Source organism: Candidatus Laterigemmans baculatus (genome assembly GCF_010367455.1).
Taxonomy (GTDB): Bacteria; Planctomycetota; Planctomycetia; order Pirellulales; family Pirellulaceae; genus Laterigemmans; species Laterigemmans baculatus.
In genome coordinates this window covers 1-10,016 of sequence record NZ_WRPR01000102.1, presented here as the reverse complement: position 1 = coordinate 10,016, position 10,016 = coordinate 1, and the positions used below count along the sequence as shown (strand labels likewise).

8 protein-coding genes are annotated in these 10,016 nt (G+C 62.4%); 2 read left to right on the top strand and 6 right to left on the bottom strand.

What is annotated here, in order from left to right; translation table 11 throughout:
- Positions 1–115: 115 nt before the first annotated feature.
- The 3 genes from GNK13_RS17735 to GNK13_RS17725 form a co-directional block, all read right to left on the bottom strand.
- Positions 116–1,501, bottom strand: coding sequence for an MFS transporter (locus tag GNK13_RS17735; RefSeq protein WP_164103890.1), 1,386 nt, complete (start codon positions 1,499–1,501; stop codon positions 116–118).
- A 101-nt stretch (positions 1,502–1,602) separates the two neighbouring features.
- Complete coding sequence (locus GNK13_RS17730; RefSeq protein ID WP_164103889.1) at positions 1,603–2,406, bottom strand: SDR family NAD(P)-dependent oxidoreductase; 804 nt, start codon at positions 2,404–2,406, stop codon at positions 1,603–1,605.
- A gap of 34 nt (positions 2,407–2,440) precedes the next feature.
- Entirely contained in the window at positions 2,441–3,208 is a 768-nt protein-coding gene (locus GNK13_RS17725; RefSeq protein ID WP_164103888.1) for an HpcH/HpaI aldolase family protein, read from the bottom strand.
- 299 nt (positions 3,209–3,507) lie between these two features.
- Here GNK13_RS17725 and GNK13_RS17720 point away from each other — a divergent pair, with 299 nt between their 5' ends.
- Positions 3,508–5,061 (top strand): hypothetical protein, encoded by a 1,554-nt coding sequence (locus tag GNK13_RS17720; RefSeq protein ID WP_203329127.1) that lies wholly within the window; start codon positions 3,508–3,510, stop codon positions 5,059–5,061.
- A 400-nt stretch (positions 5,062–5,461) separates the two neighbouring features.
- Here the strand turns inward: GNK13_RS17720 and GNK13_RS17715 are convergent, their stop codons facing one another.
- Genes GNK13_RS17715 through GNK13_RS17705 form a run of 3 tightly spaced genes read right to left on the bottom strand, consistent with a single transcriptional unit; the run spans position 5,462 to position 8,942 of the window.
- Positions 5,462–6,544: a pyridoxal-phosphate dependent enzyme gene (locus GNK13_RS17715; RefSeq protein ID WP_164103887.1), complete on the bottom strand. Its 1,083-nt coding sequence runs from the start codon at positions 6,542–6,544 to the stop codon at positions 5,462–5,464.
- A complete protein-coding gene (locus tag GNK13_RS17710) occupies positions 6,541–7,452 on the bottom strand; it encodes a succinylglutamate desuccinylase/aspartoacylase family protein (RefSeq protein WP_164103886.1) in 912 nt (303 codons plus the stop codon). Before GNK13_RS17710 ends, GNK13_RS17715 begins: the two co-directional genes overlap by 4 nt.
- Positions 7,449–8,942 (bottom strand): M81 family metallopeptidase, encoded by a 1,494-nt coding sequence (locus GNK13_RS17705; protein WP_164103885.1) that lies wholly within the window; start codon positions 8,940–8,942, stop codon positions 7,449–7,451. The genes GNK13_RS17710 and GNK13_RS17705 overlap by 4 nt, the downstream gene beginning before the upstream one ends.
- Positions 8,943–9,065: 123 nt before the next feature.
- Here GNK13_RS17705 and GNK13_RS17700 point away from each other — a divergent pair, with 123 nt between their 5' ends.
- A complete protein-coding gene (locus GNK13_RS17700) occupies positions 9,066–9,722 on the top strand; it encodes an RraA family protein (protein WP_203329126.1) in 657 nt (218 codons plus the stop codon).
- Positions 9,723–10,016 lie beyond the last annotated feature (294 nt).

Here is a 10,016-nt window from a genome sequence, read left to right as displayed (position 1 = left end):
GCGACTGCTTTTTAAAACACAGTCGCCTTCGGCTTGCCGTTAAACGACTTTGTAGCCAACTGCTGGGCACTGCTGACTTTATGGCAATTCAGCGTGAGAAAGTGGCGCTGTCCAGCTAGCCCTCGGTTTCCGCCGACTGCCGTTCGTACTCCGGCGGCACGATCGGCTTGGAACAGTCGAGGAATAGCCAACAGGAGGCGGCCGTCAGCATCATCAATCCGCAGACGAAAAATGCCGGCGCAAAGTTGGTCTCGCGAACCGTCTCGCCTCCCACGACGGAAACCACGCTGTAGTAGTCGAGCAACGGACCGATCACGAACGGGAACGAAAACGCTCCCAGGTTGCCAACCATATTGCCAAAGCCGAACACGGTCGCCGAATATCGGCCCCCCATGTCGGTGCACGTTCCCCAGACGGTCGGCTGCGCCCAGTCGCCAAAAAACTTGGCCACCATCAACCCCATCGCCACTTGAATCGGATTCGCCGAAGCGACCGCTAGCAAAACCGCTCCGCCCCCGACGGCCAGTCCGGTAAATGCCACGAGCGAGCGTCCCCAGCGTCGACTGCCGAAGCGGCGGATCGCCCAGTCATTGATGAAGCCGCCAAAAATCCCTCCCGCCGCTCCACCCCACAGCGGCAGACTGACCAACACCCCGAGCCCCAACCAACCGCTGTTCTCCACGCCGAGCGAGTGAAAGTAGCTGCCCAAGATCAGCACGAACACGACGTCCGATCCGGCCACCAGAAACTGCTGGGTCAGAAGCAACAGAAAGCTCGGATTGGCCAGCGCGGTGCGAAACGGCAGCACCCGCTTGGCGGTCGACTCGGTGTGGGCGCCGGCCGAAATCAGCGCCCGCTCGGCATCGTTGACCAGTGGATCTTGCTGCGGCGAGTTGCGGAACAGCAGCAAGAACAGCAGCCCGAACGCGACTCCCACGCCTCCCAAGACCAGCAGCGCCGCCTTCCACGACAGCCCGAGCCCAGCCATCAGCAGCGTGCCCATGATCAGCGAAGCCATTGCTCCGCCGCCTCGCCCAAAGCCGCTAGCGATCCAGCCCTGCACGGCGGTCCGGCTCCGCTGCGGAAACCAAGCCCGCGTGACCTGGCTGAGCGCCGGATAGCAGCCGGCCTGGGCTAATCCAAACCCGCCGCGAACGAACAACAGCGCCGTGTAATTTCCCAACAGCCCATGCAGTGGCAAACAGATCGACCACAGCACGATGATCGCGACCAGAAATAGGTGCGGCCCAAACAGATCGCAGAGTATCCCGCCGGGAACTTGGCCGGCTGCATAAGGAAAGAAGAAGGCCGATCCCATCGCCTCGAGCGCCGTGTTGCTCAGCCCATACTCGGCCTGCAACTCGGGACGCACCAGATTCCAGGTGTAACGGTGCAGATACAGCAGGAACGAGGTGGTCGCGGCCAGCCAAAAAATGCCGTAGCGGCGGTACGTCGGCGTCTCACCGATCAGTGCGTCACCATTGAGCGGGGCATCGGCCATGGTGGTGGGTATCCCTCACAAGCGCCTGGAGCATGCAAGAGCGCAGTCCTGCGCTCGGCCCCGTTATACCCCAGAACCACCCCGCCGGTGAAAGATCGCCTCTAATCCCGCAGCCGCGGCTCAATCGGCTGCGTCAACTCCAGGGCCCGGCAGTGCTTCAAGCGAAACCCACCGTCGACTGGCAAAATGGCGCCGGTGATGTAGTCGGCGTCGCTCGAGGCGAGAAAGACCGCCGCGCGGCCGATATCGGCCGGCGTCCCCAAGCGGCCCCACGGCAGCTTCCGGCCTTCCTCGGCAATCGCCTCTTCGGAAAACGCCTCGTGCTCGCCCGGCGTGTCGGTCCATCCCGGCTCGATCGTGTTCACGTTGATGCGGTGCTCGGCCAGCTCGACCGCCAGCGTCTGAGCGAGATGGTTCAGCCCCGCCTTGGCCGCTCCATAGGCGACGCTGTGAGCCAGCGGCATCTCCGCCTGGACGCTGGAGATGAAGATCAGATTGCCACCGCCGCCGCGCTCGACCATGTGCCGGGCGACCAACTGGCTCATGTGAAACCCGCTGGTCAGCGTCCCCTGGAGCACGCGCTCGAAGTCGTGCGGATCGTACTCGAGAAACGGAGAGCGGACGCCGAACGCAGGGTTGCTCACCAAGGCGTCGACGCGGCCACACAGCTTGAGCGCGACGGCCAATAAATCCTCACAACCCCGCCGCGAGAACACATCCGATTCCACGCCGTAGACTGTCCCCCCGCCGCGGCGAATCTCTTCGACCGTTCCCGCCAGATCGGGACTGGCCGGACGATCATTGACGATCACGGTCGCCCCGTCCCGCGCGAGCTCCAACGCGCAGCCCTTGCCGATGCCGCGTCCGGCTCCCGTCACCAGCACTGTCTTACCCGAGAGCTTCATCGCTCCATTCTCCCCATCGCGGACGACACGCCGCTCATCGCGACAACGCGTCGTCGAAGTCGCCGGACCAACGCTCCAACATCTGCATCATCGCCAAGAAGTCGCCGCCGTGGGCCAGCAGCTGCGCCCCTTGGTCGCGGCGGCGACGGATGTCCGCCGCGGCGACCGGGCTCCCCCAGGCTTTGCCATGTTCGGCCGCAGCGACCGCGACCTGAGCAAAAGCGCCCTCGAGCGTCATCCCGCCGCCGGCATGCTTCAGCCGCAATCCGAGGTCGCCGGGGCCGATGAACAACCCGTCGACGCCCGGCACCTCCGCAATCGCGCTGGCGTTGGCGACCGCTTCGGGAGTCTCGATCTGGACCACCAAAAAAGTCTCCCGGTTCGCGTGCGCCACATAGTCCTTGCCATTGTGGACGTAAAAATCGCCGTCCATCCCCGCACCGTCGAGCCCGCGGTCACCGAGCGGCGGGAACTTGACCGCGTCGACCAACATCCGCGCTTTCTCAGGCGTCGAGACGTGCGGGATCATCAGCCCCGTCGCTCCCATCTCCAGATAGCGATACAGCCCTGTCTTTTCCAGCGTCGGCGGCCGCAGCATGCAGTCGATGTCGTACAGATGGAAAAACGCCATCAACGACTCGATGTCTCGAGGGTTGAACGCCCGGTGCTCCAAATCCAACCAAATACAGTCGTAACCAAAGTGCGCTGCGTGGCGAATGTACGACGGGGCAAAGCTGCCGAGCGCACAGATGCGGACCGGCTCGTCGTTACGAATCCGTGCCAAAGTTCGACTTTTTCGCATCGTGAAGTGAATCCCGTTTGAACAGAGCAGGGGCGAGGAAGGGGGCCAAGGTTGTTGCAATCGTAGTGTTATTCAAACCCGGGCCGGAAGCCCACGGCAAGAATCCTCGCCTCCCAGACCGAGAAAAGTTCCGGATCGCGAAAAGTTCTGGATCGCGAAAAGTGTTGGATCCCGAAAATTGTCGCCACCCCAAAAAACCCCCAGCAGCCACCTCCCCCTCCGCCGCGCGGTTATAGTAAACCGCTCGCGGCTCCGAGTTTTCCGTTCGATCACTGAACAGACTTCAAGGACTCATCCCCATGAGAATCTCTCCCGTTGCCGGTGCCCTCGCTCTGCTGCTGATCGCTGCCGTCGCCCCGGCGGCCTCTCCTGCGACCCCCAACGCGCCGAGCGCGAACGACGCGCCGGGCGCTCCGATCGAGATCGGCTCGCGGCTGGAGTTGCTCATCGACGACTACCTGATCGAATCCCTCTCGGGCGGCGCTCGCTTGGAGATGCATCACCCGGTGCCCCAGGAGATCGCGCTCGTCCACGATGCGCCCTGGGAGGGGAGCGGAACCGGCTACCATTCTGTGTTTCAGGATGGCGACCGCTATCGCATGTATTACAAGGCGTGGCAACTGAAGGTGGAAGATGGAAAGATGATTTCCAATACCCACCCGCTCTTTACTTGCTATGCCGAGAGCCGCGATGGAATCCACTGGGAAAAGCCAAACCTGGGCTTAGTTGAATTCCAAGGCTCGAAGGACAACAACATTGTGCTGGCGAGCGGAAAGCATGGAAACGTGCAGATCGACGCTGGGCATATCGCAATGTTTAAGGATGAAAATCCGGACTGCCCCGCCGAGAGCCTGTACAAAGCATTTGTGCTGTCGCGAGGCGAAAAAGGCCTGCTGGCGTTCCACTCGCCCGATGGCATTCACTGGGAAGCGATGCACGACTCTCCCGTGATCACCAAAGGCGCCTTCGATTCGCAGAACCTGGCGTTCTGGGATCCGGTCCGCGAAGAGTACCGGGCGTATGTGCGATTCTTTGACAATGGACGCCGCGATATCTTGACGGCAACCTCCAAAGATTTCATCGAATGGACCGAGCCGGTTCCGCTGGCCTATCCGGGAGCTCCGGCCGACGCGCTATACACCAATCAGATCAAACCTTACTACCGCGCCCCGCATCTGCTGATCGGCTTTCCGACACGCTACACCGACCGCGGCTGGTCTCCCTCGATGCGCAAGCTGCCGGAACCCGACCACCGAGAACAACGTGCGGCCGCGGTGCAGCGCTACGGAACCGCTGTGACCGAAGCGCTGCTGATGACCAGCCGCGACGGACGCACCTTCCACCGCTGGGGCGACGCGTTTTTGCGGCCCGGCCCGCAGCGTCCCGGCACCTGGAACTATGGGCACCAGTACATCGGCTGGCACGTGATCGAAACCGCCTCGCCCCTGCCGGGAGCGGCCAACGAGCTCTCCCTGTTCGCTACCGAGGGCTACTGGACCGGCAACCGCGACGAACTGCGTCGCTACACCCTCCGCACCGATGGATTCGTCTCCGCCTCCGCCCCGCTCAGCGGCGGCGAACTGGTGACCAAACCACTCAAGTTCAGCGGCAAGGCGCTGCACCTCAACTTCTCCACCAGCGCGGCCGGCTCGGTGCAAGTCGAGATCCAAAAAGCCGACGGCACGCCGATCCCCGGCTACACTCTGGCCGACTGCGACGAGACCTTCGGTGATGAACTCGCCCGGACCGTCACCTGGAAAGAGAAACCCGACCTGAGCGAACTCGCCGGCCAAAGCGTCCGGCTCCGGTTCCTGCTCAAAGACGCCGACGTGTTCGCCTTCCAGTTCAAGTAGTTTCACCGGCGTCCGGCGTCCGAGAGGAGGGCCACGGAAGGACACGGAAAAGCACGGAAGGACACGAAGGAAAGCTGAAGAGCTGAACCACCGATAATACGGTTTACTAGCCGTCGAATTCCGCTCTTATCCGCGTTCTCCGTGCTATCCGCGGTCCCTCCCCCCTTTCCGTGCTTTTCCGTGTCCTTCCGTGGCCAGCATTCGTGCTATCCGCGGTCCCTCCCCCCTTCCGTGCTTTTCCGTGTCCTTCCGTGGCCAGCATTCGTGCTATCCGCGGTCCCTCCCCCCTTTCCGTGCTTTTCCGTGTCCTTCCGTGGCCACCATTCGTGTTATCCGCGGTCCCTCCCCCTTCCGTGCTTTTCCGTGTCCTTCCGTGGCCACCATCACCCCCCACCGACTCCTAATCCGCGAAGCCTTCTAGATCCTTTGCATCGATCAATTCGCATTGGCGGTCGGCATTCATTCGCTCGATGGTGGCGGGGTCTTTAAACCCGCTGCCGGTGACCAGGGCGACGACGACCGCATCGCGATCGATCGCTCCCTCGCTGGCCGCTTGAATCGCTCCGGCGATCGCCGTCGCGCCGGCGGGCTCGCAGAAGATCCCCTCCTCGCGGGCCAGTCGCTTTTGGACCTGCCAAACGCACGCATCCGAGACGAGATACCCGCTCCCTCCGGTCGCTCGGCAGGCGGCGATCGTCTCGTCTCCATCGATGACCGATGCGACTTGCAGCCCGCTGATCTGCGTCGTGCACTGGACCGCCTGCCCGCCAGCGGCCCCGTCGCGGAGTGGACCCGCGATGGTGTTATTCCCCTCGGGCTGCACGCACGCCACGCTGGGCAGATATCCGACTCGCTGCTGGCGATGGAGGTCGATAAAACCATCGGCGACCGCCAGCGTCATCCCGCCGCCGCCAGCTTGGGTGAAGACATAATCGATTCCGTCCGGAAGCTGCTCGACCAACTCAAACGCAATCGTCCGCACGCCGCTCATCCCCAGCGGCGAATGGGCGAAGGCGCTGACCTGCAGTGCGGTGTCCTCGCGCTGCCCCAACCGCTGCAGGGTTTCAAAAACTTCGACGGTGACTTGCGGGTCGATCCCAAACCGCCGCACGCGTGAGATCCTCGCACCATAAGCCATCATCTGTTGCAGCTTGCCGATCGGAGCCGTTTCGAGCACGGCAATATGACAGGAGATTTCCGCTGCCGCACAGTAAGCAGCCAGGGCCGCTCCAGTGTTTCCGCTGGTTGTCGCCACGCAGCGGGTTTGGCCGGCGGCACGCATGTGGGATATCGCGCACGCGGCGAATCGGTCTTTATAAGATCCGCTCGGATTGCACGATTCCAACTTGAAATACAAGTGGTTCAGCCCCACGCTCGGACCCAGCCGCCGCGAACGGACCAGCGGCGTTTGACCTTCCCCCAGCGTCACTCGAAACTCGGGAGCGACGGACGAAAAACGATCCGCGTAACGCCAGATGCTCATACCGCTCCCAAATCTTCAAGTACCACCGCGAGCGAATCGCCTTGCCGAACTCGCGAAAAGGTTCGCAGGACGATCACCGTGCCGCTCTCGTGCGCGTTCACGGTAACGACGTTTTCACCGAGCACGTCTGCGATCGTTCCGAGCGGTTGCCCCGCTTCGATGCGATCGCCGAGTCTCAGCTGCGGTTCGAAGAATCCATCCATCGGTGCAAGATTGCGAACCTGCATGTGACCGGCCGCGGGGCGAGCGTCCTCGACCACCCGCTCCACTCGCGACGCTGGCGGATCACGATCGAGCATCCCGAGGTCGCCCATGACGTTCAGACAACCCTCGAGATAGGCGTCGATACCGGCCGGATCGCACAAGCCCGAGCCGTGATACTCCGCGTAAATCGCTGGCACCCCCGCATCCCGCGCCACCGAAAGCGTTCTCCCCTGCAAACGGTAGTCGGTGCCCCAGACCAGCGGCAAATTGAATGCTTCGGCCATCCGCCGCTGCGCCGCTCGCAATTTTTCATCCGGAATCAACGTGTAGCCGACCAGCGGCAGGACGCTCATCGCCACGCCTCCGGTGTGCAGATCGACGTAGTAATCCGCAGCGCGTATTAGCTCACTCAGAGCGTGGGCGATTCGCTCGGTGATCGAGCCGTCGGGCGAACCGGGACAGGTGCGAGCCAGATCGAGCTCGTCCTCGGCCGTGCGGGCACCGCGCCAGTACGCTGCCTCATTCGCCACGGGGACGACGGTTAAGCGGCCGCGGAGCGATGCCCCATCAACCGCCTTCAACAACCGCCGAAGCGCCGCCATCGGCTCAAACTCATCTCCATGGACGCCCCCGGTAATCAACAGATGGGGTCCGTCGCTGGCACCCTGGATGGTTCGGGATTGAATTAGCAAGGGCTGCGTCATTCCCAGGAGGTATCCATTTCGAACGGGAACATCGGTCGCCGCCGATGCTGAAAGTCGAGCCGTATCATATCCGCGGTCGTACAGCCCGGTGTGTTGACTCGGATCAAATGCGGGCAGACCGGAGCGTACGCTGCGACGGGTGCGTTGACTCCTTTCGCGACTAGCAAATGGAACCGCTTGGGATCGAGGCCGCAGCTAATCAACTGCTGCAGGCTGAACGGCGGCATCCGCTCGCTCGTCAGCATCACCGTCAGCCCGCGGTCACTGCGAACGACCGCCGTCGGCCCCTGATCGCAGTGGGTAAACCCGCCATGACGTGGCTGCGATTCGCTGAATTTCCCCTTGTACAACCCGGCGACTCGAAAGGTTCCCTCCAGCGGATCACCATGCAGCCGGTCGGTTTTACCACCGAGCCGCATCGCAAGCTCAGCCCCCACTCCAGCAGCCGCGGCCTGCCCCACCGACATCGGATCATACAAGCACACAAACGCTTCACGGGTCCCGCCTTCGTTGCCCAATCGCCGAAAAATTGCATGGGCCAAGTGCGTGCTGTCGGCGGGCGAACCACCACCGATGTTGTCTCCCATGTCCAGCAGACAGACTGGTCCGTCGAGGTTTGCCGCCCGGTCGAGGGCCTCGTCGATGCTGATCATCTCACCGACGAAATCGCGGCGTCGTTCCCACATCGCGTCGCCCAACTGACGCGCCAACCGCCCCGCGAGTGCCGCATCGTCGTTGGTGACGACAATTGCCGACGACCCCATTTCTTCGACATCAGCATAGGGAAAACCTAACAAGATGCTATTGGACAACACCTTCGGTTGCTCCAGCATCCGGTCGGCCATCTCATAGAGCGGGACGAGATGCGGCTCGCTGGTCAGCTGCCGTTCGATATTGATCGCCAGCGGAGGAAACACGGCCGCCTGAGTCGGTCGAATTTCACCACGGAGCGTCCGCGCCATCAACGTCGCGGCTTCCACTCCACGAGCCCGCTGGTCGAGGTGGGGATTGGTGCGGTAGGCGATGAGCGCATCGGTCAAATTGACCATCTGCGGCGAAAGATTGGTATGGGCGTCGAGGGTTCCAATAATGGGAATTTCAGGCCCGACCTGTTCCCGCAGCTCCCCGATCCAGTAGCCGTCGGCATCTCTGTCATTTTCGGCCACGGTTGCCCCGTGCGGTGCGATCAGCACTCCGTCGAGTTGGGGCGCGGCATCGAGGCTTTCGAACATCCTCGTCAGCAATTCCCCAAACGCTTCGGCGGTCACCGGCCCAAAGGGAATGGCTCGAGCGGCAAACAGCGGGACCGCCTCGATCTGGGCACTCTTGAGCCCATCGAAAAATCCGCTAACCTCGTGATGCGTCTCCCCCATCCGCGCACGAATTGCCTCGCCCGTCAGCAGCAAATCCTGCTGAAAATGCTCCAGTCGCGTCGGCTGGGAGATAAAAGTGTTGGATTCGTGCAACAGAGCAATAATTCCGACGCGCATTGAGATTCTGACGCTCCGTAGTTTTCGCACGCTGTAAACACGGTCCCTACCGTAGGCCCGGTTTCGGCTCCCACTCTAACGATCCGCACCTTGCGATACCAGCTTGCCACAGGACCAGAAAGCATGACGACCGAAATCACCCTCCCGATGATGCGTGAGTCTTTGTATGTGGCGGTCGTTGCCGACGCGCTCGATTCGATGGGCTTGCGGAACCAGTCCCCCCGGGTGCCGCTGACGCCTTACACCAGCCAATCGCTGTTGGTCGGCCGCTGCAAAACCACGCTTTGGGCGGACATGTATCACACGGTCGAAAACTCCTACGAGTTGGAGCTGCTCGCCGTCGACAGTTGCCAAGCCGACAACGTGATGATCTGCGCGGCTAACGGCTCGATGTATTCCGCCCTCTGGGGCGAACTCCTTTCGACCTCCTCGCGGAACTCGGGCTGCATCGGGGCGATCGTCGATGGCGCGATTCGCGACGTGGCGCGGATGCAGCAGATGCAGTTCCCGATTTTCGCCCGCGGCACCAGCGTCTACGACAGCCAAAACCGGCAGCGGGTGATCGACGTCGACGTGTCGGTTGAAATCGCCGGGGTGCGGTTCTCCTCCGGCGATCTCGTCTTTGCCGATCTCGACGGCGTGGTGGTGGTTCCCCAGGAAGTCGAACACGAAGCGATTCAGCGGGCCTGGGACAAGGTGCACGCTGAGAATCGCGTCCGCGACGCCATTCGCGACGGCATGAAAGCGACCGATGCCTACAACCGCTTCGGCGTCTTATAGGCTCTGTCAGAAAACTCCAGGTCACCATCACCCTCCCCGCTCGTCCCTCGCGACCCTCCCGGGGGGAGGGTGTTGGTGAAATGGAGTTTTCGATCCTTTGAGCCGTAGGCGCTAGCCTCGGGCGCCGCAGCCCTGGGATTTCTGCTGCAGCACCCGCGGCTAGCGCCGTCGGCTCACCCGCGGCTAGCGCCGTCGGCTCAGGGTTTTCTGACAGAGCCTAGCTGGACAGCGCCACTTTGGATTGGTTCGGAGCGGGACGGCTCGCAGAAAAATCGTTTAACGGCAAGCCGAAGG

Excerpts from the sequence above, each read along its gene's own strand:
- GNK13_RS17730 (WP_164103889.1), bottom strand. The coding sequence starts at position 2,406 with ATGAAGCTCTCGGGTAAGACAGTGCTGGTGACGGGAGCCGGACGCGGC.
- GNK13_RS17705 (WP_164103885.1), bottom strand. The coding sequence starts at position 8,942 with ATGCGCGTCGGAATTATTGCTCTGTTGCACGAATCCAACACTTTTATC.
- GNK13_RS17725 (WP_164103888.1), bottom strand. The coding sequence starts at position 3,208 with ATGCGAAAAAGTCGAACTTTGGCACGGATTCGTAACGACGAGCCGGTC.
- GNK13_RS17715 (WP_164103887.1), bottom strand. The coding sequence starts at position 6,544 with ATGAGCATCTGGCGTTACGCGGATCGTTTTTCGTCCGTCGCTCCCGAG.
- GNK13_RS17720 (WP_203329127.1), top strand. The coding sequence starts at position 3,508 with ATGAGAATCTCTCCCGTTGCCGGTGCCCTCGCTCTGCTGCTGATCGCT.
- GNK13_RS17710 (WP_164103886.1), bottom strand. The coding sequence starts at position 7,452 with ATGACGCAGCCCTTGCTAATTCAATCCCGAACCATCCAGGGTGCCAGC.
- GNK13_RS17700 (WP_203329126.1), top strand. The coding sequence starts at position 9,066 with ATGACGACCGAAATCACCCTCCCGATGATGCGTGAGTCTTTGTATGTG.
- GNK13_RS17735 (WP_164103890.1), bottom strand. The coding sequence starts at position 1,501 with ATGGCCGATGCCCCGCTCAATGGTGACGCACTGATCGGTGAGACGCCG.